This is a genomic window from Pseudomonas sp. PVC-3-1 (genome assembly GCF_057444315.1).
This window is the reverse complement of record NZ_CM172023.1, coordinates 5790962-5812208: the sequence shown is the minus strand read 5'-3', so window position 1 is coordinate 5812208 and position 21247 is coordinate 5790962. Positions and strand designations below refer to the sequence as shown.

Genomic DNA, 21247 nt, shown 5'->3' with positions numbered 1-21247 from the left:
GATGTGAGCAAGCGAGCCTTTAACTTCTGCGCCGGTCCCGCGGCGCTTCCCACCGAGGTGCTGGAGCGCGCCCGTGCCGAACTGCTGGATTGGCAGGGCAAGGGCCTGTCGGTCATGGAGATGAGCCATCGTAGCGACGACTACGTGGCCATCGCCGAGAAGGCCGAACAGGACCTGCGCGACCTGATGGGCGTGCCGTCGAACTACAAGGTGCTGTTCCTGCAGGGCGGCGCCAGCCAGCAGTTTGCCGAGATTCCGCTGAACCTGCTGCCCGAAGACGGCGTGGCGGACTACGTGGAAACCGGTATCTGGTCGAAGAAGGCCATCGAAGAGGCTCGTCGCTACGGCAACGTCAATGTCGCTGCCAGCGCATCCAAGTACGACTACTTCGCCATCCCTGGTCAGAACGAGTGGAACCTGACCAAGGACGCGGCCTACCTGCATTACGCGTCCAACGAGACCATTGGTGGCCTGGAGTTCGACTGGATTCCGGAAGTCGGTGACGTCCCGCTGGTGGTGGACATGTCCTCGGACATCCTCTCCCGTCCGACCGATGTGTCGAAGTTCGGCCTGATCTACGCCGGCGCGCAGAAGAACATCGGCCCGTCCGGCCTGGTGGTGGTCATCGTTCGCGAAGACCTGCTGGGCCGCGCCCGCAGCATCTGCCCGACCATGCTCAACTACAAGGTCGCCGCCGATAACGGCTCCATGTACAACACGCCCGCCACCTACTCCTGGTACCTCTCCGGCCTGGTGTTCCAGTGGCTGAAGGAGCAGGGCGGCGTCGACGCCATGGAGCAGCGCAACCGCGCGAAGAAGGACATGCTGTACGGCTTCATCGATAGCAGCGACTTCTACACCAACCCGATCCAACCCAGCGCTCGCTCCTGGATGAACGTACCGTTCCGCTTGGCTGACGAGAAGCTCGACAAGGCCTTCCTCGAAGGCGCCGACGCACGTGGCCTGCTCAACCTGAAGGGCCACCGTTCGGTGGGCGGCATGCGTGCCTCCATCTATAACGCTCTGGGCCTGGACGCCATCGAAGCCCTGGTCGGCTACATGGCCGAGTTCGAGAAGGAGCACGGCTGATGAGCGACGCTGACCAGCTCAAGGCTTTGCGCGTACGCATCGACAGCCTCGACGAAAAGATCCTCGAGCTGATCAGCGAACGCGCCCGCTGCGCCACCGACGTGGCGCGCGTGAAGTTGGCCTCCCTGCCCGAAGGCGAGAAGCCGGTGTTCTACCGGCCCGAGCGAGAGGCCTGGGTGCTCAAGCACATCATGGAGCTGAACAAGGGCCCGCTGGACAACGAGGAAGTCGCTCGTCTGTTCCGCGAGATCATGTCCTCCTGCCTGGCCCTGGAGCAGCCGCTGAAAGTGGCCTACCTCGGCCCGGAAGGCACCTTTACCCAGGCCGCGGCGCTCAAGCACTTCGGCCACGCGGTGATCAGCACGCCGATGGCGGCCATCGACGAAGTGTTTCGCGAAGTCGCCGCCGGTGCGGTGAACTTCGGCGTGGTGCCGGTGGAGAACTCCACCGAGGGGGCGGTCAACCACACCCTCGACAGCTTCCTCGAGCACGACCTGGTGATCTGCGGCGAGGTGGAGCTGCGTATCCACCACCACCTGCTGGTGGGCGAGAACACCAAGACCAACAACATCACCCGCATTTACTCCCACGCCCAGTCCCTGGCCCAGTGCCGCAAATGGCTGGACGCGCACTACCCGAACGTCGAGCGCGTGGCGGTTTCCAGCAACGCCGACGCCGCCAAGCGGGTGAAGAGCGAGTGGAACAGTGCGGCGATTGCCGGCGACATGGCGGCCAGCCTGTACGGCCTGGACAAGCTGCATGAGAAGATCGAGGACCGCCCGGACAACTCCACGCGCTTCCTCATGATCGGCAACCAGGAAGTGCCGCCCACCGGCGACGACAAGACTTCCATTATCGTCTCCATGCGCAACAAGCCCGGCGCGCTGCACGAGCTGCTCGTGCCGTTCCACACCAACGGCATCGACCTGACCCGCATCGAGACCCGTCCGTCGCGCAGCGGCAAGTGGACCTACGTGTTCTTCATCGACTTCGTCGGCCACTACAAGGACCCGCTGATCAAGGATGTGCTGGAAAAGATCAACAGCGAAGCCGTTGCCCTGAAGGTGCTGGGCTCGTACCCCAAAGCGGTTCTCTGAATCCGCGAGCCGCAAGCCAGGGCCGCAAGACGCCGGTACGCCGGTGGATGGTTGATGGCTTGCGGCCCATAGCTTGAGGCTTTTAGCGATGTCGTGTGATTTCCTTGCCCTGGCCCAGCCGGGCGTGCAGAAGCTGTCCCCCTACGTGCCCGGCAAGCCGGTCGATGAACTGGCCCGCGAGCTGAAGCTCGATCCCGCCGGCATCGTCAAGCTGGCCAGCAACGAGAACCCGCTGGGCCCGAGCCCTAAGGTCCTTGATGCCATCCGCGCCGAACTGGCCGAACTGACCCGTTACCCCGACGGCAACGGCTTCGAGCTGAAGAGCCGCCTGGCCGCCCGCTGTAGCGTCGAGACCGCGCAGGTCACCCTGGGCAACGGCTCCAACGACATTCTCGACCTGGTTGCTCGCGCCTACCTGGCGCCCGGCCTGAACGCCGTGTTCAGCCAGTACGCCTTTGCCGTCTACCCGATCTCTACCCAGGCCGTCGGCGCCCAGGGCAAGGTCGTGCCGGCCAAGGACTGGGGACATGACCTGGAAGCCATGCTGGCGGCCATCGACGCCAACACTCGCGTGGTCTTCATTGCCAACCCGAACAACCCCACCGGCACCTGGTTCGGCCCGGACGCGTTGGAGCACTTCCTGTCGCAAGTCCCGGAAAGCGTTCTGGTGGTGCTCGACGAGGCGTACATCGAGTACGCCGAAGGCGAAGAGCTGCCGGACGGCCTGAAATACCTGGCCCGCTACCCGAACCTGCTGGTCTCGCGCACCTTCTCCAAGGCCTATGGCCTGGCGTCGCTGCGGGTCGGCTACGCGATCTCCTCGGCGCAGGTTGCCGACGTGCTCAACCGCGTACGCCAGCCGTTCAACGTCAACAGCCTGGCCCTGGCCGCTGCCTGTGCCGCGCTGGATGACGCCGATTACCTGGCCGAAGGCAAGCGCATCAACGATGAAGGCATGGCCCAGTTGGAAAGCGGTCTGCGCGCATTGGACCTGCAGTGGATTCCCTCCAAGGGCAACTTCATCGCAGTGGATCTCCAGCGCGACGCCGGACCGGTCTACCAGGCCCTGCTCGCCGAGGGCGTGATCGTCCGCCCGGTCGGCGGTTACGGTATGCCGCAGCACCTGCGCATCTCCATCGGCCTGCCGAGCGAGAACGCGCGCTTCCTCGAGGCGCTGGCCAAGGTGCTCGCCCGTGCCTGATGTTGTTCAGCGCAAACGCCTGGTGGTGGTGGGGCTCGGCCTGATCGGCGGCTCCTTCGCCAAGGGTATCCGCGAGAAGGGCCTGTTCGAGGAAGTGGTCGGCGTCGACCGCGATCCGCAGACCCGTGATCTGGCGGTGAAGCTGGGCGTGGTCGACCGCTGCGAGGAGACCCTCGCCGCCGGCTGTCGCGAGGCCGACGTGATCCAGCTCGCCGTGCCGATCCTGGCCATGGAGAAAGTCCTCGGCGAACTCGCCACGCTGGACATCGGCAACGCCATCCTCACCGACGTCGGCAGCGCCAAGGGCAATGTGGTGCGTGCGGCGAAAGCCGTGTTCGGCGGCATGCCGGCGCGCTTCATTCCCGGTCATCCCATTGCCGGCTCCGAGCAGAGCGGGGTGGAGGCTGCCAACGCGAAATTGTTCCGCCGTCATAAAGTCATCCTCACGCCGCTGGATAATGCCGACGCGGACGCGATCCAGTGCGTCGAGAGCCTCTGGCGCGAGCTGGGTGCAGATGTCGAGCAGATGGCCGTCGAACACCACGACGAAGTCCTCGCGGCGACCAGCCACCTGCCGCACCTGCTGGCCTTCACGCTGGTCGACTCGCTGGCCAAACGCAGCGAGAATCTGGAAATCTTCCGCTATGCCGCCGGTGGCTTCCGCGACTTTACGCGGATCGCCGGCAGCGACCCGGTGATGTGGCACGACATCTTCCTCGCCAACCGCGAGGCGGTGCTGCGCATCCTCGATGTATTCCGTGACGACCTCGACGACTTGCGCGAGGCCGTTGATCAAGGGGACGGGCAACAACTGATGGGCGTCTTCACCCGCGCCCGGGTTGCCCGCGAGCATTTCAGCAAAATCCTGGCCCGCCGGGCCTATGTGGACGCCATGCACAACAATGACCTGATTTTCCTGGCCCAGCCGGGTGGCCGCCTCTCCGGACGTGTTCGCGTACCGGGCGACAAGTCCATTTCCCACCGCTCGATCATGCTCGGCTCCTTGGCCGAAGGCACGACCGAGGTGCAAGGTTTCCTCGAGGGTGAGGATGCCCTCGCCACCATCCAGGCGTTCCGCGACATGGGCGTGGTCATCGAAGGCCCGCACCACGGTCGCGTGACCGTTCACGGCGTCGGCCTGCACGGCCTGAAGACCCCGCCTGGGCCGATCTACCTGGGCAACTCCGGCACCTCCATGCGCCTGCTCAGCGGCCTGCTCGCCGCCCAACCGTTCGACACTACCCTCACCGGCGACGCCTCGCTGTCCAAGCGCCCGATGAACCGCGTCGCCAAGCCGCTGCGCGAGATGGGCGCGGTGATCGAGACCGGCCCCGAAGGCCGTCCGCCGCTGACCATCCGTGGTGGCCAGAAACTCACCGGTATGCACTACGACATGCCCATGGCCAGCGCCCAGGTGAAGTCCTGCCTGCTGCTTGCAGGCCTGTACGCCGCCGGTGAAACCTCCACCACCGAGCCGGCCCCGACTCGCGATCACACCGAACGCATGCTGCGCGGCTTCGGTTACCCGGTCGACGTCGAAGGCGCCACTGCCCGTGTCGAGTCCGGCCACAAGCTCACTGCCACGTCCATCGAAGTCCCGGCTGATATTTCCTCCGCTGCCTTCTTCCTGGTGGCCGCGAGCATCGCCGAAGGTTCCGACCTGACCCTGGAGCACGTCGGCATCAACCCGACCCGCACCGGCGTCATCGACATCCTCAAGCTCATGGGCGCCGACATCACCCTGGAAAACCAGCGTGAAGTGGGCGGCGAGCCGGTCGCTGACATCCGCGTGCGCTCGGCCCAGCTGAAAGGCATCGACATCCCCGAGGACCTCGTGCCGCTGGCTATCGACGAGTTCCCGGTACTCTTCGTCGCTGCCGCCAATGCTGAAGGCCGCACCGTCCTGCGCGGTGCAGAGGAGCTGCGGGTGAAGGAATCCGACCGTATCCAGGTCATGGCTGACGGCCTGCTGGCCCTGGGCGTGAAGTGCGAGCCGACCCCGGACGGCATCATCATCGACGGCGGCAGCTACGGCGGCGGTGAGGTCTGGAGCCACGGCGACCACCGTATCGCCATGTCCTTCAGCGTGGCTTCCCTGCGTGCCGGTGCGCCTATCCGCATCCACGACTGCGCCAACGTCGCGACTTCCTTCCCGAACTTCCTCGGGCTGGCGTCCGGCGCGGGCATCCGCGTCGCTGAGGAGAAGAACTGATGAACGGCGAATGGCCGGTTGTCGCCATCGATGGTCCCAGCGGCTCGGGCAAGGGTACCGTCGCCGGTCTGCTGGCCAAGCGCCTGGGCTGGAACCTGCTGGACTCCGGTGCGCTGTATCGCCTGCTGGCGTTCGCCGCCGGTAACCACGGTATCGACCTGACCAACGAGGAAGCCCTCAAGGTCCTGGCCGCTCACCTGGACGTGCAGTTCACCCATGCCAAGGGCGGCCAGGGTCAGCACATCATCCTCGAAGGCGAAGATGTCACCGACACTATCCGCACCGAGCAGGTCGGCGCAGGCGCCTCGCAAGTTGCTGCACTGCCGGCGGTACGCGATGCCCTGTTGCAGCGCCAGCGCGCCTTTCTCGAAGCCCCCGGCCTGGTGGCCGATGGCCGTGACATGGGTACCGTCGTCTTCCCCAGCGCCCCGCTGAAGATATTCCTCACCGCGTCGGCCGATGAGCGCGCCCGTCGCCGCTATCTGCAGCTCAAGGGCAAGGGCATCGATAGCGACCAGGCGCAACTGGCCGAGGAAATCAGCGCCCGCGACGAGCGCGACAGCCAGCGTGCCGTCGCTCCGCTCAAGCCCGCCGAGGGTGCAATCCTGGTGGATTCCACTTCGATGAGCATCGACGAAGTGGTAGAGAGCATCCTCGCCGAAGTGGCCCGACTGGGGCTGGCTGACTAATCGATCGGTAAACGACGATCCCCGGCTATGTCGGGGATTTTTCTTTTGGGGTGGGGCGGCATCTGACAGGCGGCTCCCTCATCTTCCGAGGCTGGGCGAAAATACAGGGGTGAGGTTGGAATCGCGAAGGGCGTCGGAGGCCGGGGTGCTGATTGACGCAATGCGCATCCATTGCTACCATTCCAGACCTTATATCGGGAGGGTTTCGCGTCTACGGAGCGAAGCGTTCCCTCAAAATCTGAATGTGGAGCATCCGTTTCGGCGGGTGCAACAGGGGGCCGGCAGGATACCAGTCTTGATCCTGCTGGCTTCTTTTTCATCACTTGACCGTGTTCGCTGGTGGCGCGGAATCGGGCTTACAAGCCTTTGACTACAGGTATAGACATGAGCGAAAGCTTCGCAGAACTCTTTGAAGAAAGTCTTAAATCCCTCGACATGCAGCCGGGTGCAATCATCACCGGCATCGTGGTCGACATCGATGGTGACTGGGTCACCGTCCATGCCGGTCTGAAATCCGAGGGCGTCATCCCGGTCGAGCAGTTCTACAACGAACAGGGCGAGCTGACCATCAATGTGGGTGACGAAGTCCACGTTGCGCTGGACGCGGTAGAAGACGGCTTTGGTGAAACCAAGCTGTCCCGCGAAAAAGCCAAGCGTGCCGAGAGCTGGATCGTTCTGGAAGCTGCTTTCTCTGCCGACGAAGTGGTCAAAGGCGTTATCAACGGCAAGGTCAAGGGTGGCTTCACCGTCGACGTCAACGGCATCCGTGCGTTCCTGCCGGGTTCGCTGGTCGACGTGCGTCCGGTGCGTGACACCACTCACCTGGAAGGCAAAGAGCTCGAGTTCAAGGTCATCAAGCTGGACCAGAAGCGCAACAACGTTGTCGTTTCCCGCCGCAGCGTGCTGGAAGCCGAGAACAGCGCCGAGCGCGAAGCTCTGCTGGAATCCCTGCAGGAAGGCCAGCAGGTCAAAGGTATCGTCAAGAACCTCACCGACTACGGTGCGTTCGTTGACCTGGGCGGCGTCGATGGTCTGCTGCACATCACCGACATGGCCTGGAAGCGTATCAAGCATCCGTCGGAAATCGTCAACGTTGGCGACGAGATCGATGTCAAGGTTCTGAAGTTCGACCGCGAGCGCAACCGCGTATCTCTGGGCCTGAAGCAACTGGGCGAAGACCCATGGGTTGCCATCAAAGCCCGTTACCCGGAAGGCACCCGCGTTACCGCGCGCGTCACCAACCTCACCGACTACGGCTGCTTCGCCGAGCTGGAAGAGGGCGTGGAAGGCCTGGTACACGTCTCCGAAATGGACTGGACCAACAAGAACATCCACCCGTCGAAAGTCGTTCAGGTTGGCGACGAAGTGGAAGTTCAGGTTCTGGACATCGACGAAGAGCGTCGTCGTATCTCCCTGGGCATCAAGCAGTGCAAGTCCAACCCGTGGGAAGACTTCTCCAGCCGCTTCAACAAGGGCGACAAGATCTCCGGCACCATCAAGTCGATCACCGATTTCGGTATCTTCATCGGCCTGGAAGGCGGCATCGACGGTCTGGTTCACCTGTCCGACATCTCCTGGAACGAAGTTGGCGAAGAAGCCGTTCGCCGCTTCAAGAAGGGCGACGAGCTGGAAACCGTCATCCTCTCCGTTGATCCGGAGCGTGAGCGCATTTCCCTGGGCATCAAGCAGCTGGAAGACGATCCGTTCTCCAACTACGCATCGCTCAACGAGAAAGGCACCATCGTTCGCGGTACCGTGAAAGAAGTTGACGCCAAAGGCGCTGTCATCAGCCTGGGCGGCGAAATCGAAGGCATCCTGAAAGCCTCCGAAATCAGCCGTGACCGCGTTGAAGACGCTCGCAACGTTCTGAAAGAAGGCGAAGAAGTCGAAGCCAAGATCATCAGCATCGACCGTAAGAGCCGCGTTATCTCCCTCTCCATCAAGTCGAAAGACGTTGATGACGAGAAAGATGCGATGAAAGAACTGCGTCACAAGCAAGACGTAGAAGCTACTGGTCCGACCACCATCGGTGATCTGATCCGTGCTCAGATGGAGAACCAGGGCTAATCCCTGATTCACCATCCAAGGAAAAGGGCGACTTCGGTCGCCCTTTTTCGTTTCTGCCTATCGCTGGCGCGGGCGCGCAGCGCTTTCTCCAAGCCGAGACTGGCGCTATGGTGCCCGCCCCGTTCCGGTCGCTATCTCCATGCCATATCTGCTTTTCGTCACCGTCCTCTGGGCGTTCTCCTTCAGCCTGATCGGCGAATATCTCGCCGGGCAGGTCGACAGCTATTTCGCCGTGTTGACCCGCGTGGTGCTGGCCGGCCTGGTGTTCCTGCCGCTGACCCGCTGGCGCGGCGTCGAGCCGCGCTTTATCGCTGGCGTGATGCTGGCAGGCGCGCTGCAGTTCGGCATTACCTACGTCTGTCTCTACCAGAGCTTCCGCGTGCTGACGGTGCCGGAAGTGCTGCTGTTCACTGTGCTGACGCCGCTGCACGTGGCGCTCATCGATGACGCGCTGAACCGCCGCTTTAACGCCTGGGCGCTGTTGGCTGCCGCCGTGGCGGTGCTGGGTGCCGGGATCATTCGTTATGACGGCGTCAGTGGCGATTACATCCAGGGCTTCCTGCTGCTGCAGTTGGCCAATGCGACCTTCGCGGCCGGGCAGGTGTTCTACAAGCACCTGGTGCAGCGTTATCCCTCGGATATCCCGCAATTTCGCCGCTTCGGCTACTTTTTCGTCGGTGCGCTGCTGATTGCGCTGCCGGGCTGGCTGCTGTTCGGCAATCCCCAGAAGCTGCCGACCACCGACCTGCAATGGGGCGTGCTGGTGTGGATGGGCCTGCTGGCCACCGCGCTGGGGCAGTTCTGGTGGAACAAGGGCGGCACAATGGTGGATGCGGGCACCCTGGCGGTGATGAACAACCTGCACGTGCCGGTGGGCCTGCTGATCAACCTGCTGATCTGGAACGAGGCCGCCGATCTGCCGCGACTGGCGCTGGGTGGTGCGGTGATCGTGGCGTCTCTGAGCGTCAACCGTTTCGGCCTGCGCCGTCAGAAGGAGCGCTGCGCATGAACATCTCCGGACGGGGCGTAGCGCTGTCCCTGGCGTCTTCCGTGCTGTTCGTGACCCTGCCGGGTTACATCCATTCGCTGGAGCCGCTGACCAGCATCCAGGTGATTGCCCACCGGGTGGTCTGGTCGATTCCCATGGTCCTGCTGCTGGTGCTCTTCACCCGTCAGGGCGGCGTGCTGCGCGATGCGGGGCGGAGGCTGCTGCGCGAGCCATGGCTGCTGGCGTGCTTCCCGCTGACGGCGGCGATGATGCTGATCCAGTGGGGCGTGTTCATCTGGGCGCCCATGGTCGGACGCACACTGGAGCTGTCGCTGGGCTACTTCCTGCTGCCGCTGACTATGGTGCTGTGTGGCCGAGTGTTCTATGGCGAGCGACTGACCACTCTGCAGGGTATCGCCGTCGCTTTCGCGCTGGCTGGCGTGCTGCACGAACTGTGGCTGACCCGCGCGTTCTCCTGGTTCACCCTGATCACCGCGCTGGGCTATCCGCCGTACTTCATGCTGCGACGCAAGATGGCGGTGGATTCGCTGTCGGGCTTCGTCTTCGAAATGATCGTGCTGCTGCCGTTTGCCCTGGCGGCCCTGTGGATAACCGATAGCGGCAGGGTGCTCGAGGAAGTGCCGCGCCTGTGGGCGTTGCTGCCGCTGCTGGGCCTGATCAGTGCGCTGGCTTTTGGCGCGATGATGGCGGCGAGCCGGCTGTTGCCCATGGGGCTGTTCGGGATTCTGAGTTACGTGGAACCGGTGCTGCTATTCGCCATAGCCGTGCTGTTCCTGGGCGAGGCGTTCAACCCGGCGCAGATCTGGACCTACGGGCCGATCTGGATCGCTGTACTGCTGACCGGTTGGGATAGCGCGCGACTGTTGCGCCGGCAGGCGCGTCGCGGCTTGTAGATGAGGGGCAGGCGCTCTCCCGCAAGGGGAGAGCGCTCAGTATCAGTCGTAGCGACCGCCGACGTCAGCCTTGGCCAGGGTTTCCGGCAGGATGCGGCGGGCAGCGGTGTAGTGCTTCTTCCAGTAGTCGCCGCCGAGGTCGGAGACGCGGACCTTCTGGCCGCGGCGCGGCGCGTGGACGAACTGGTTGTCGCCGACGTAGATGCCAACGTGGTCGACATTGCGGCGATTGTGGATGCGGAAGAACACCAGGTCGCCGGGCTGCAGGTCACCACGCGCCACTTTCGAGTTGCCGCGCATGCTGTACATCTGCTGCGCGGTGCGCGGCAGGTCGACCTCGTCGACGTTCTGGAACACGTAGTTCACCAGGCCGCTGCAATCGAAGCCACGCTTGGGCGAAGTGCCGCCCCAGCGGTAAGGCGTACCGATCATGCTGTAGGCACGCTGGGTAACCTGGTGCGCCTCGGTCTTGGTCTGCTTGACCGGCTTGGCGTTGAAGGTCAGCAGGGCGCTGCCCTGGACCGGGACACGGAGATCAACCGGTGCCGGTTGAAAAGTGCGCGTGATCTTGGAGGAGGCGGTTGCCTCAGTGGCGGCTAAAAAAGTCGCCAAGCCTATGGAAAGGCATGTCAAAAGGGTACTTCGCATTCGGCATGTCTTCTTGCTGGTTGATATCGCCCAGACTCCGCTGGATCGCCATTGTTGTCGGCGTGGTTTCCTTTGGTCCGCTCAAAAATTCCACGCATTCTGAACGACTTTTCATGACAGTTCGTACCGTCTGTCGATTCTGAGTTTTCCCTTGTGACTTGCAGGGCGCTGCGTGACATGTGCTCTGACGCATCAGTCACGGCCTGACCTTATAGCCTGAAGCCCTATAAACCGGGCGTTTCGGCGCAGAAGGGAGCTGCGCGCAAATTGCTGGCGAAAAGCCAGAACGAAAGGAGTTCTTAAGGAAAAACCCGACGGAATGCAGGTATTTGAGCTGAACGAATCAGTGCAGATGGGCAAGCAGAGCGGGAAGAACCTGCTCGCGCAGCAGTGGCGCGAGGTTGTGCGGGTAGGCGCCGGCCGGGTCCATCCAGGCCAGTTCTTCCAGCTCGGCGGCGGGCTGGACGGCGCGGGGCAGGGCGGCGATGAAAACCTGCGCGTCCACGCGCATGTCCGGCTCATTGGCGGCGTCAGCGTGGAAGTGGCCGAGCGGGGTCAGCGCAGAAGCCTCCAGATGCAGGTCGAGCTCTTCGCCGAGTTCGCGCAACAGGGCCTGGACGGACGTCTCGCCAGGCTCGTGCTTGCCGCCGGGCAGCATGAAGGCCTGGGTGCCACGCTTTCGCACCAGCAGCAGGCGCCCGGCGTCATCCAGCAGGCAGGCGGCGGCAATACGAATGGTGGCGAGGGTCATGGCGTGGGCGTTTCCTTCAGAACCTGGTAGCGCATCTGCACGATGCCGCTGGGGAAGCTGCGCTGCTCCAGCAGTTGCAGGCGTTGCTCGAGCCCGATGCTGAACAGGGGAATGCCAGCGCCGAGCAGGTGCGGAATGATGCTCACGATCACCTCGTCGAGCAAGCCTCCGGCGAGGAAGTTGCCGGCCAGACTCCCGCCGCCCACCAGCCAGATGCGCTCGCAGCCGCGCGCCTCCAGTGAGGCGAGGGCGTCCACCGGTGTGTAGTGTTCCAACTCCACCTGGGGTGCGGCCTTGGGCAGATGGTTGGAGCGGGTCATGACCAGCGCGGGCTTGTCCGGATAGGGCCATTCGCCCTGTTTCAGACAGAAGAGATAGGTGGCGCGGCCCATGAGCAGGCCGTCGATGCTGGAGTAGAAGGCGTTGTAGCCGTGGTCGTCGGCGCCGCTGCCGTAGCCTTCGAGCCAGTCCACGCTGCCGTCAGGACGGGCGATATAGCCGTCAAGGCTGGCGGCCACGTAATAAATGAGAGTCGATGGCACCTACATTCTCCTTTTTGTCAGGCCCATCAAAGCATGGCATCGCCTTTGGCCGGGCGCCGGTACGTTTGTCGGGTTATTGACGCGATGGGACTCACACTGGGACCGCCGGCAATATTTCCAGCGCGCCGGCTCGGCAAACATTAAGCTATGCAGCTATTTGGTCTTTACGTGATATCGAGGTCTGCCTTGTTCTCCCAATTCGCCCTCCACGAACGCCTGCTCAAGGCGCTCGATTCGTTGTCCTTCACCGAGCCGACCCCGGTCCAGGCCGCGGCCATTCCGAAGGCCCTGGAGGGACGCGACCTGCGGGTGACGGCGCAGACCGGCAGCGGCAAGACCGCGGCCTTTGTGCTGCCGTTGCTGCATCGCCTGCTCAGCGAAGAGAAGCCCAAGAGTGGCGCCCGCGCGCTGATCCTGCTGCCGACCCGCGAGCTGGCCCAGCAGACGCTGAAGGAAGTGGAGCGCTTCGCCCAGTTCACCTACATCAAGGCCTGCCTGATCACCGGCGGCGAAGACTTCAAGGTGCAGGGCGCGCGCCTGCGCAAGAACCCGGAAATCATCATCGGCACCCCGGGGCGGCTGAACGAGCAGTTCAACGCCGGCAACCTGCCGCTGGGCGATGTCGAAGTGCTGATCCTCGACGAAGCCGACCGCATGCTCGACATGGGCTTCTCCGAGGACGTGCTCAAGCTGGCCGCGCAGTGCCCCGCCGAGCGCCAGACCCTGCTGTTCTCCGCCACCAGCGGCAGCGGCCTGCACGAGATGGTCGAGAAGGTCCTGCGCGAGCCTGAGGTCCTGCAGCTCAACCGCGTCAGCGAGCTGAACGAGGATGTCAGCCAACAGGTGATCCTGACCGACGACGTCGGCCACAAGGAAGCCGTGCTGCAGTGGCTGCTGGCCAACGAGACCTATGAGAAGGCCATCGTCTTCACCAATACCCGCATTGCCGCGGACCGCCTGACCGGTCGCCTGATCGGCGCCGGCCACAAGGTCTTCGTGCTGCACGGCGAGAAGGACCAGAAGGACCGCAAGCTGGCCATCGAGCGCCTCAAGCAGGGCGCGGTGAAGATTCTCGTCGCCACTGACGTGGCTGCCCGTGGTTTGGACGTGGATGGTCTGGACCTGGTGATCAACTTTGACATCCCGCGTCGCGGCGACGAGTACGTGCATCGCATTGGCCGCACCGGTCGTGCAGGCGCCGCGGGCGCGGCGATCTCGCTGGTGGGCCATGGTGACTGGAACCTGATGTCGAGCATCGAGCGCTACCTCAAGCTGCGCTTCGAGCTGCGTACCATCAAGGAGCTGAAGGGCACGTACAAGGGGCCGAAGAAGGTCAAGGCGTCGGGCAAGGCCGCCGGCACCAAGAAGAAAAAGGACGATGCGAAGAAGTCCGGCGGCAAGGCGCCGGCGAAGAAGAAACCCGCTTCGAAGCCGAAGTCCGGCCCGTCCAAGGTCGTGAGCCAGGATGGCCTGGCGCCGCTCAAGCGCAAGAAGCCTGCAGCGGAATAAGTCTTTCGCGTCACCCCAACGCCTCCCTGACCGGGAGGCGTTTTTGTTTGTGAGCGGCTAGCCCAGCGTCTCCGGTGGCGCTTCGTAGCTACCTGATTCGTAGCTCACGCCGTGGCGGATCACCGGCGGCGCGTCGCCGTCGTGCAGGCTGGTGACGTTGTCGATGATGGTCTTGTCCTCCAGGGTGAGGCGGTCGAGCATGCGCAGGTGGCCGATCCAGTTGTCCACCAGGAACAGCTCCTGCCAGATTTCCGGGTTGCTCACGTCGCGATACAGCGCCCAGCGTTCGGCGCCGTTGCGCAGGCGCAGGCGGCGCAACGGCTTGGCGGCGCGGACGAAGTCGCGCGTACGCTCGGCGGGAATCCGGTACTCGATGGAGACCATTACCGAGCCGCGCTCGGGGTTGAACACGAAGGTCGGTTGCCCCGGCACACCGCCCGGTGCGCGGGCGATGCTGGCGGAGTTCAGCTCCGGCAGGCGCGAGTTGTAGAGCAGCGCCACGGAGATCAGCAGCAGGAAACCGGCGGCGATCAACGCGCCCTGCACGCCCATGGTCTCGGCAAAGTGGCCCCAGAGGAAAGAACCCGCCGCCAGCCCGCCGTAGATGGCTGTCTGGTACAGCGCGAGGGCACGCGCCTTGACCCAGTCGGGTACCAGAATCTGCACCGCCGAGTTGTAGGTCGCCACCGCCGCGATCCAGCAGGCGCCACCCAATACCAGTGCAGGGAAGATCACCCAGAGGTTGTCGACCCAGCCCAGGATGAGCATGACCACGGCGAGCGTGGCAGCGGCGAAGCTGATCAGCCGGCTGCTGCCCAGCCACTGCCGCGCCTTGCTCACCACGGTGCTGGCGACGATGGCGCCCAGGCCCAGGGCGCCGAGCATGTAGCCATACACCGAGGCGCTGCCGTCCGGGTTGCGGTGTGCCAGCAGCGGCAGCAGGGCCCAGATGGCGCTTGCCGACAGGCCGAAGACTGCCGAGCGCAGCATCACCAGGCGGGTGACGCTGGAGTACTGGGTGAAACGCAGCGCAGCGATCACGCCTTCGAAGATGTGCTCAGGCGGCAGAGTGCGCTTGGGCACGTCGCGGCGCCATTGCCAGATCGCCCAGATCAGCGCGGCGTAGCAGATGCAGTTGAACAGGAAGACCCAGGACGCGCCGGTGGCCGATAGCAGCAGACCGCCGATGGCCGGGCCAACGGCGCGGGCGACGTTGTAGTTGACACTGTTGAGCAGCACCGCATCGCCGAGCATGCGCGGTGGCACCTGCTCGTTCACCGCCGCCTGCCAGGCGGGGATGGTGATCGAGCTGCCCAGCGACAGCCAGAGGATCGACACGATCAGCATCAGCGGGTCGAGATAACCCATGAACGCCAGTACCGTCACCAGCGCGGCGCCGGAGAGTTCCACGGTCAGGCCCACCAGCATGATCTTGCGGCGGTCGTGGTTGTCGGCCAGCACGCCGGACATGATCGACAGCAGCACCAGCGGCAGCGCCGAGGCGACCTGGATCATCGCCACCATCAGCGGGCTGGCGTGGGCTTCGGTGACCACCCAGGCGGCGGCGACCGATTGCGCCCAGGTGCCCAGGTTGGCGAACAGGTTGCAGATCCAGATGATGCGGAACGCGGCGATGCTGAAGGGGGCGAGGACGCCGCTGCGGGATTCGGCTGGATCGGGCTGGAGGGGCAGGTCTTGCTTGGGTGAAACGGACTGCAGCATGGGGACGCCCTTATTTCGAGTGGTCGGTACGCGCTTCGCAGCGGTGCCTTTCCATGCCGGGCAAGTGTAGTGGCTGAGGCGGTTCGCGCCATTGATGATAGTCAGGCGTGGCGTTATCGGAGACATCCGCTGGCAAGCTTCGACAGTGCCCAGCCAGCTTTGTGTTGTTAGGCTGCTTCGGAATTTTCTGTATTGCACTGTCAAATAAGAGCGAAGAGCCGATGAAGCGACTTTCCACCTGCCTGCTGGCCGGCCTGCTGGTCCTGCCGCAAAGCCTCTGGGCCTGGTCCAATCACACCCTGGGCAGCTACATCGCCCTGCAGCAATTGCCCGCTGTCGCTCAGGCGCCGGAGGTCGAGGTGGAGCCGCTGGAGAGCTTCATCAGCCAGCAGCGCGCCGGCCTGGTCAAGCTGCTGGACGAACAGGAAGCCTACGCCCGCGAACACTTCCGCCAGTATCCGCCGCGCCCGGACGATCTGCGTCTGACCGAGGACGGCCGCGATGACCTGCGCCAGGCCTTCCTCATGGCGCTGCGGCTGAACCCAGAGATCAAACTGGCCACCGCCGTGCAGCCGCCGCCCGGTGGTGAGCTGCCTAATCATGTCGCGCTGCAGCCGGCGCAGGTGCTGGTATTCCGCAACCTGTCCGGCTGGAACCAGTGGCGTTTCGTGCAGTTGCAGGCTGGCGAGAAGATTCCCGCAATCGATGTGCTGGCCAGCGCCGCCGACGAGCCGGACTTCGGCCACGACATCAACCTGTTCAGCGATAACCCTGGCGAAGCCGGCCAGCGCTATGGCTTCGGCACCCAGCCATTCGGCGACCCGCGCTACGAGTTCAGCTCCCAGGCGCCGTTCCACATGGGCTTCTACCACGAGGACGCGATCATCTTCACCGGCGCGCCCTACCTGGAGCGCAACTGGCCGGAGTGGCGCGCCTACCAGTTTTTCGGCCTGGCGCGCTTCGCCTTCCAGAGCGGGCATCCCTACTGGGGCTACCGCTTCCTCGGCTGGGCCATGCACTACATCCAGGACATGACCCAGCCCTATCACTCGACGCCGCTGCCGGGCGAGACCACCGCCAGCATGCTGTGGACGGCGGGCAAGTCCATGGCCGGCTTCGATGCCGACAAGCAGGCGGCAATCCAGCGCGTGGCGGACCGGCACACCGGTGTGGAGCGTTACCAGGTGGACTGGCTGCGCGAGACGCTGCGCCTGGGCGGGCAGTCGCCATTGCTGGCGGCCTATGCGGACGTCGGCACGGACGGCACTTATCCACCGTATTCGACGGAGTATCTGCGCGAAGTGGTGGCGAGCGAGTCCCATGCCCATGCGGCGGCGTTCGACGCGGCGATCGGCCATTGGCTGGAGAACGAGAAGGCGCCGGCGGGGGATTTCAGCGCGGGGAACTCACCGGAGCCGTTCCGCCACGATGAGGCGTTGGATGAGCAGATTCTGCAATTGATCCGGCACTTCGGCGCGCACAGTCGCAACATCGCGAAGGCGGCCCTGCAGCCGTAAAGAGGGCTGGCAGTTACGCCGGGGCTGCGTGGGCCCCGGCGTAACTGCGCAAGTCGCTTAGCCGCCGGAGCAGCCGTTGCCCCACACCTGGTATTCGACGGTGTGACGCTGACCCTGGGAGTCTTCGTAGGTCATGCGTGCCGGCACGATGCCGCATTCGTTGGATACGTCGGTGGTCGAGATCACGTGGGCGACGTCCATTTTCATGTCGTAGGTGTACTGCTCCACGGCCGCGCTTGGCGCCTGGTCGGCGGCGTTCACCTGCTCGGCGAGGGCGAGCGAAGAGAAGCCCAGCATGGCCAGGATGACTACAGCTTTCATGAATTTACCTGCCTTGTTCCCGGTGTCCGGACGTGACGGGTCCGTGACGTTCAGCTCATGGCTGCATCGGGAAGCGTTGGGGAATGATTACGGGTCTTGGGTGGTGTTGCGGCGCGCGCTGTAACAGCACGGAAATAATAGGATTTGCCTGACCTGAGTCATATATCCAGGCGCCAACAAGACTTCGTACTCAGAGGCAACAATCCAGATGTGGCGCGGGTTGCAGGGGTGGTCTTGCGGCGGGCTGTCGCAGGTTCTGGCAATTTCGGAACGCAGTTGCAGGGGGCGCACGAGCGGACTTCGTCCGCGATCGATTCACGGCGCGCCGGAGGCCAATCGCGGACAGAGTCCGCTCCTACGAAACGATCTGATTCTGTGCCGTGCGGTTCGCGAGCGAGCTCGCTCCTACAGTGGGCGTCAGGTGCTTTTTGTAGGAGCGAGCTTGCTCGCAAACCCGCCCAGCTCAGTCGCGCAGCGGCGACTGCGGATCGAGCAGCGAAGTGCGGATGAAGTGCAGGTAGCTGCACACCCGCCGCAGGGGCGAGGAATCGAAGTGCGGCGGGCGCCGGTCATCGGTGTTGCGGGTTGCGTGGATCGCGTGCTCCACCGCCGCCAGCGCGCGCTGGCGGTTGCTCTCGCTGGGCTGGATGAACAGCCGGATCAGCGCTCGACCCAGGGCGCGAATTGCCCGCCGCCAGGGCATGCGCTCGGCGTACCAGGGCTCCTTCGGCAGGGCCTCTTGCTCGCGACGCAGTTCGATGATCGACAGCCCGATCTCCTGTACCTGGAAGGTCCAGCGCAGCAACCGACGCTGTACATCCGGGCGGCCTGTGGATAACCCATACGCCTGGTTCAACAGATCGCGGGTTCCGCTTTCGAAATTCGACGACAGGCCCTTCAGCGGATCGCTGATCACCCGCACCACGCGCAGGCGCAGTTCAGCTTCCAGACGCTCCCACAGCCACGGCCGGTTCGGCGGCAGGATGACGATCGCCGCGACCACCGCCATGCCCATCGACAGCAGCATTGCCAGGTATTCATTGATGAAGGTGTAGGCGTCGTAGCGCGCCAGGTTGGCCGGCAGCGAGGCGATGCAGAACCACACCAGCAGGCCGACACCGTAACCGCTCCATTTGGGCCGGGTAATCAGGAAGGCGCCGAGGGCGAACACCGGCGCGAGCAGGAAGCACAGCAGCGGGAAGCCATCGATGTGCGGCAGCACGCGGAAGGTGAGGATGAAACCGAGGGTGGCGCCGAGCAGCGTGCCGAGAGTCAGTTGCAGCGACAGGCGCTTGGGGTTGGGCGACGCGGAGGACAGCGCGGCGATCAGCACCGAGGTCAGCGCGAAGGTGGCGCCGCTGAGCCAGGACGTTTCGATCCAGAACACACCACCGACTATCACCAGCAGCGCGCAGCGGAAGCCCGCGACGGCTGCGGCAAGCGCATTGGCCTTGGGCGTGAAACGCTCCTTCCACTGCTCGCGTTCGTGCTTGTGCGCGGCGAGCGAGGCATGGGTCTGCGCATAGTTGTGCATGTCGTCGACGAAGCGGAAGAGCAGTTCGGCGGCGGTCTCGAAATCCAGCTGGTCGGCTTCCCGCGGGCAGGTGTGGCCGAGGCTGGCGCGGGCTTCGCGGATGCGCGGCATCAGGTGATGCTTGCACAGTTCGAGCTGCACGCTCAGGCGCTCGGCGTCCGCTTCAGCCAGTGGCCGGCCGTGCCAACTGGCGAGCAGTTCGCTGACGTCGATCAGGCACGGCATCAGCACTTCCAGCACGTTGCTGGCCTGGCGCTCGCGTAGGCGATCGAGCAGACGCTGCAGGGCATGGAAGCGTGTGGTCAGCTGCATGAACTCGCTGTTCAGTCGCGCCAGGCGGCCGCTGCGCAGGCGCATGTGCGGGTCTTCGAAGGCGGTGACGTTGCGCAGGCTTTCCAGGCCCACCACCTCGGCGGCGATTCGCGCACTGGCCTGCTCGAAGCGCTCACGCTCCAGGGTGCCGTCGAGGCCGGCGCTGGCGAGACCGGCGAAGTCGCCGAAGCGGGTGTTCAGCGCGTTGCGCAGGGCGGCGGTGCTGGTCTGCGGCAGGACGATGGCGCTGACCACGCCGGTGCACAGGATGCCCAGGGTGATCTCGATCACCCGCCATAGCGCCTGCATGAAGGCGCCTTCAGGATGCAGGGTGGCGGGGATGCCGATCATGACCGCGGTGTAGCCGGCGAGCAGGCAGGCGTAGGCACGAAAGTCCCGGTAGCGCGCCGCGCCGGCCGTGCACAGCCCGACCCAGATCGCCACGCAGAGCAGGAACAGCACCCGCTCCTGGGCGAACAGGGCGATGAAGGTGACCATCACCGTGAGCCCGGCGAGGGTGCCGAGGATACGGTAGAAACTCTTTGCCAGTACCTGGCCGCTCTGCGGCTGCAGCACGATGAAGGCGCTCACCAGCACGGTGTTGGGCTGCGGCAGTTCCAGGCGGTACGCCAGCCACAGGGCGGTGAAGGCGGTGATCAGCGTCTTGAGGATGAACATCCAGGTGACGCCGTCGGTGTGCGCCCAGTCGGACAGGGCGAAGCGCACCGCGGCGGCCTTGGGCAGGCGCACGGACAAACTGCTCATCGGGCTTATCTCGGCAGGCGGTGGTCGGGCTGGGTCGGGCTTTGATAACCCTGTAGTTCTAAGGCGGAGCGAAGGGGTGGCAGCACGTTGCACGAAAGGCGGAGCACGGGTGCGAATCCTGGGGTGTCGCGGCGGGCCGCGTTGGGGAGGGCGATTCTAGAAGTGCGCCGGGGGGCAGGATAAGCTGACGGTTGGATGAATTATTGTTGCCTGAAAGGACAATAATCCCGTCGCGACAGGTATGCGACAATTCGCCGCCTGTCATGAATCTGTAACAAGGCGTTGCCCGTTCGAGCGCCGTTGCAGAGGCCGCCCGCCGTGGCGTGGACAGGCTCTCAGGAGAAATGATGGACCTGCTGCACAACATGCGTGCTTTTGTCTGTGTCGCCGAGACCGGCAGCTTCACCGCCGCCGCCCAGCGCATGGACCTCACCACCGCCTACGTTTCGCGCACGGTGGCCAAACTCGAAGCGCACCTGCGTACCCGCCTGTTGCACCGTACTACCCGCCGCATCGCCCTCACCGAAGCCGGCCAGCGCTACCTGCAGCGCTGCCAGCAGATCCTCGGCTACATCGAGGAAGCCGAGGCCGAGGCCGGCGACGCCCACGCCCGGCCTCACGGCAAGGTGAAGGTGCATGCCATGACCGGCATCGGCCAGCACTACCTGATCCGCGCGATCTCGCAGTACTGCGAGATCTACCCGGAGGTCACCTTCGACCTGACCCTGGCCAACCGTATCACCGACATCCTTGACGAGGGCTACGACATCTCCGTGGTGATCGCCCAGGAGTTGCCGGACTCGGGCTTCGTTTCCAAGCGCATCGGCAAGACCTACAGCGTGCTCTGTGCTTCGCCCGAGTACGTGGCGCGCCACGGCATGCCGAAGAAGCTCGCGGAGCTGACCGATCATCGCTGCCTGCGCCTGGTGAACTCGGTGATGTCCCTGGACAAGTGGCTGTTCGACGGCCCCGACGGCCAGGAAATGGTCGGCATCAACCAGACCCATTTCCAGGTCAACACCGCCGACGCTATGACCGAGGCTGTGCGCGCCGGCATGGGCATTGGCGCGCTGCCGGTGTACTCCGCCGTGCAGGGGCTGAAGGATGGCAGCCTGGTGCGCGTGCTGCCCGATTACAGCCTGTTCCATCTCAACGTCTATGCGCTATACCCGTCGCGCCAGTACCTCGACGCGAAGATCCGCACCTGGGTGGAATTCCTCCGTGATTGCGTACCCGGCATGCTCGAAGAACACGAGCGGATGATGCTCGAGCACCGAACGCGGCTGCCCGTGTGAGGCAACTGCCACACTGAATCCTCCCGCGCCCGGCCTTCGCCGGGCGCTTTTTTTCCTGTGTGGCGTTCGGTCCA

Annotated in this window: 17 protein-coding genes; 11 read left to right on the top strand and 6 right to left on the bottom strand. The window is 64.3% G+C overall.

Going from position 1 to position 21247, the window contains the following annotated elements:
- The first annotated feature begins 3 nt into the window (after nucleotides 1–3).
- From serC to rarD, 8 genes are all read left to right on the top strand, one after another.
- A complete protein-coding gene (gene serC, locus AC2T4A_RS26720; protein WP_478377104.1) occupies nucleotides 4–1089 on the top strand; it encodes a 3-phosphoserine/phosphohydroxythreonine transaminase in 1086 nt (361 codons plus the stop codon).
- Nucleotides 1089–2186, top strand: coding sequence for a prephenate dehydratase (gene pheA / locus AC2T4A_RS26715; protein WP_416747774.1), 1098 nt, complete (start codon nucleotides 1089–1091; stop codon nucleotides 2184–2186). The genes serC and pheA overlap by 1 nt, the downstream gene beginning before the upstream one ends.
- Before the next feature lie 88 nt (nucleotides 2187–2274).
- Nucleotides 2275–3387, top strand: a complete 1113-nt coding sequence (gene hisC / locus AC2T4A_RS26710) for a histidinol-phosphate transaminase (RefSeq protein WP_486742183.1) — start codon at nucleotides 2275–2277, stop codon at nucleotides 3385–3387.
- A complete protein-coding gene (locus AC2T4A_RS26705; protein ID WP_486742182.1) occupies nucleotides 3380–5599 on the top strand; it encodes a bifunctional prephenate dehydrogenase/3-phosphoshikimate 1-carboxyvinyltransferase in 2220 nt (739 codons plus the stop codon). Before hisC ends, AC2T4A_RS26705 begins: the two co-directional genes overlap by 8 nt.
- Nucleotides 5599–6288: a (d)CMP kinase gene (cmk, locus tag AC2T4A_RS26700; RefSeq protein WP_416747780.1), complete on the top strand. Its 690-nt coding sequence runs from the start codon at nucleotides 5599–5601 to the stop codon at nucleotides 6286–6288. Before AC2T4A_RS26705 ends, cmk begins: the two co-directional genes overlap by 1 nt.
- Nucleotides 6289–6672: 384 nt before the next feature.
- Nucleotides 6673–8355, top strand: coding sequence for a 30S ribosomal protein S1 (gene rpsA / locus AC2T4A_RS26695; RefSeq protein ID WP_038803317.1), 1683 nt, complete (start codon nucleotides 6673–6675; stop codon nucleotides 8353–8355).
- 139 nt (nucleotides 8356–8494) lie between these two features.
- Nucleotides 8495–9364, top strand: coding sequence for a carboxylate/amino acid/amine transporter (locus tag AC2T4A_RS26690; RefSeq protein ID WP_416747782.1), 870 nt, complete (start codon nucleotides 8495–8497; stop codon nucleotides 9362–9364).
- The gene (gene rarD, locus AC2T4A_RS26685; protein WP_416747784.1) at nucleotides 9361–10257 is read left to right on the top strand and encodes an EamA family transporter RarD; all 897 of its coding nucleotides are present in this window, start codon (nucleotides 9361–9363) and stop codon (nucleotides 10255–10257) included. Before AC2T4A_RS26690 ends, rarD begins: the two co-directional genes overlap by 4 nt.
- A gap of 42 nt (nucleotides 10258–10299) precedes the next feature.
- Here the strand turns inward: rarD and AC2T4A_RS26680 are convergent, their stop codons facing one another.
- The 3 genes from AC2T4A_RS26680 to AC2T4A_RS26670 all read right to left on the bottom strand — a co-directional run bounded on the left by AC2T4A_RS26680 (nucleotide 10300) and on the right by AC2T4A_RS26670 (nucleotide 12198).
- Nucleotides 10300–10869, bottom strand: coding sequence for a C40 family peptidase (locus AC2T4A_RS26680; RefSeq protein WP_416747786.1), 570 nt, complete (start codon nucleotides 10867–10869; stop codon nucleotides 10300–10302).
- A gap of 379 nt (nucleotides 10870–11248) precedes the next feature.
- A complete protein-coding gene (locus AC2T4A_RS26675; protein ID WP_486742181.1) occupies nucleotides 11249–11656 on the bottom strand; it encodes an NUDIX hydrolase in 408 nt (135 codons plus the stop codon).
- Nucleotides 11653–12198: a dihydrofolate reductase family protein gene (locus tag AC2T4A_RS26670; protein WP_486742180.1), complete on the bottom strand. Its 546-nt coding sequence runs from the start codon at nucleotides 12196–12198 to the stop codon at nucleotides 11653–11655. Before AC2T4A_RS26670 ends, AC2T4A_RS26675 begins: the two co-directional genes overlap by 4 nt.
- 171 nt (nucleotides 12199–12369) lie before the next feature.
- On the opposite strand from AC2T4A_RS26670, the gene AC2T4A_RS26665 reads away from it, so the two are divergent.
- On the top strand, nucleotides 12370–13707 hold the full coding sequence (locus AC2T4A_RS26665; protein ID WP_486743735.1) for a DEAD/DEAH box helicase: 1338 nt from the start codon (nucleotides 12370–12372) through the stop codon (nucleotides 13705–13707).
- Nucleotides 13708–13764: 57 nt separating this feature from the next.
- Here the strand turns inward: AC2T4A_RS26665 and AC2T4A_RS26660 are convergent, their stop codons facing one another.
- Nucleotides 13765–15429, bottom strand: coding sequence for an MFS transporter (locus AC2T4A_RS26660; RefSeq protein WP_416747792.1), 1665 nt, complete (start codon nucleotides 15427–15429; stop codon nucleotides 13765–13767).
- Between the two features lie 221 nt (nucleotides 15430–15650).
- Between AC2T4A_RS26660 and AC2T4A_RS26655 the strand changes: the two genes are divergently transcribed.
- Nucleotides 15651–16946: a phospholipase C/P1 nuclease family protein gene (locus AC2T4A_RS26655; protein WP_416747794.1), complete on the top strand. Its 1296-nt coding sequence runs from the start codon at nucleotides 15651–15653 to the stop codon at nucleotides 16944–16946.
- Nucleotides 16947–17003: 57 nt separating this feature from the next.
- On the opposite strand, the gene AC2T4A_RS26650 is transcribed toward AC2T4A_RS26655, so the two are convergent.
- Together AC2T4A_RS26650 and AC2T4A_RS26645 are read right to left on the bottom strand one after the other, a co-directional pair.
- The gene (locus AC2T4A_RS26650) at nucleotides 17004–17267 is read right to left on the bottom strand and encodes a DUF2790 domain-containing protein (RefSeq protein ID WP_138522579.1); all 264 of its coding nucleotides are present in this window, start codon (nucleotides 17265–17267) and stop codon (nucleotides 17004–17006) included.
- Between the two features lie 463 nt (nucleotides 17268–17730).
- Complete coding sequence (locus AC2T4A_RS26645) at nucleotides 17731–19878, bottom strand: FUSC family protein (protein ID WP_478377101.1); 2148 nt, start codon at nucleotides 19876–19878, stop codon at nucleotides 17731–17733.
- Nucleotides 19879–20225: 347 nt separating this feature from the next.
- Between AC2T4A_RS26645 and AC2T4A_RS26640 the strand changes: the two genes are divergently transcribed.
- Nucleotides 20226–21173, top strand: coding sequence for a LysR family transcriptional regulator (locus tag AC2T4A_RS26640; protein WP_416747799.1), 948 nt, complete (start codon nucleotides 20226–20228; stop codon nucleotides 21171–21173).
- The last annotated feature ends 74 nt before the right edge of the window (nucleotides 21174–21247 follow it).

Excerpts from the sequence above, each read along its gene's own strand:
- AC2T4A_RS26660 (WP_416747792.1), bottom strand. The coding sequence starts at position 15,429 with ATGCTGCAGTCCGTTTCACCCAAGCAAGACCTGCCCCTCCAGCCCGAT.
- rpsA (WP_038803317.1), top strand. The coding sequence starts at position 6,673 with ATGAGCGAAAGCTTCGCAGAACTCTTTGAAGAAAGTCTTAAATCCCTC.
- AC2T4A_RS26650 (WP_138522579.1), bottom strand. The coding sequence starts at position 17,267 with ATGAAAGCTGTAGTCATCCTGGCCATGCTGGGCTTCTCTTCGCTCGCC.
- AC2T4A_RS26645 (WP_478377101.1), bottom strand. The coding sequence starts at position 19,878 with ATGAGCAGTTTGTCCGTGCGCCTGCCCAAGGCCGCCGCGGTGCGCTTC.
- pheA (WP_416747774.1), top strand. The coding sequence starts at position 1,089 with ATGAGCGACGCTGACCAGCTCAAGGCTTTGCGCGTACGCATCGACAGC.
- AC2T4A_RS26655 (WP_416747794.1), top strand. The coding sequence starts at position 15,651 with ATGAAGCGACTTTCCACCTGCCTGCTGGCCGGCCTGCTGGTCCTGCCG.
- AC2T4A_RS26640 (WP_416747799.1), top strand. The coding sequence starts at position 20,226 with ATGGACCTGCTGCACAACATGCGTGCTTTTGTCTGTGTCGCCGAGACC.
- AC2T4A_RS26690 (WP_416747782.1), top strand. The coding sequence starts at position 8,495 with ATGCCATATCTGCTTTTCGTCACCGTCCTCTGGGCGTTCTCCTTCAGC.
- AC2T4A_RS26675 (WP_486742181.1), bottom strand. The coding sequence starts at position 11,656 with ATGACCCTCGCCACCATTCGTATTGCCGCCGCCTGCCTGCTGGATGAC.
- hisC (WP_486742183.1), top strand. The coding sequence starts at position 2,275 with ATGTCGTGTGATTTCCTTGCCCTGGCCCAGCCGGGCGTGCAGAAGCTG.
- rarD (WP_416747784.1), top strand. The coding sequence starts at position 9,361 with ATGAACATCTCCGGACGGGGCGTAGCGCTGTCCCTGGCGTCTTCCGTG.
- cmk (WP_416747780.1), top strand. The coding sequence starts at position 5,599 with ATGAACGGCGAATGGCCGGTTGTCGCCATCGATGGTCCCAGCGGCTCG.